Below are 255 nucleotides of genomic sequence, written 5' to 3' on the forward strand. Positions count from 1 at the left end.
GGCTTAACGGTCGTGTTCGGGATGGGTACGCGTGGAACCCCTCCGCTATCGCCACCAAACGATTCAAGTGGTTTGATCACCTGAAAACTAGATACGAAACGTTTTGCGTTTTATTTTCCGTAGCATTTCCCGGTTTTAAATCCGGGGCCCCCGAAAAGTATTCGGATTGAACCGCGAAGCCTAAGCTTCACTTTTTGGGGTACTTTTTAGGATAAGCCCTCGACCGATTAGTATTGGTCAGCTCCATGCATTGCT

The 255-nt window shown here is 48.2% G+C and carries 1 rRNA gene; it reads right to left on the reverse strand.

What is annotated here, in order from left to right:
• Nucleotides 1-59: ribosomal RNA gene (rrf, locus tag KI367_RS27870) — 5S ribosomal RNA — on the reverse strand; the annotation flags it as partial.
• Nucleotides 60-255 lie beyond the last annotated feature (196 nt).

Origin of the sequence: Paenibacillus cookii, assembly GCF_018333375.1 — a bacterium.
Lineage (GTDB): Bacteria > Bacillota > Bacilli > Paenibacillales > Paenibacillaceae > Paenibacillus_AQ > Paenibacillus_AQ cookii.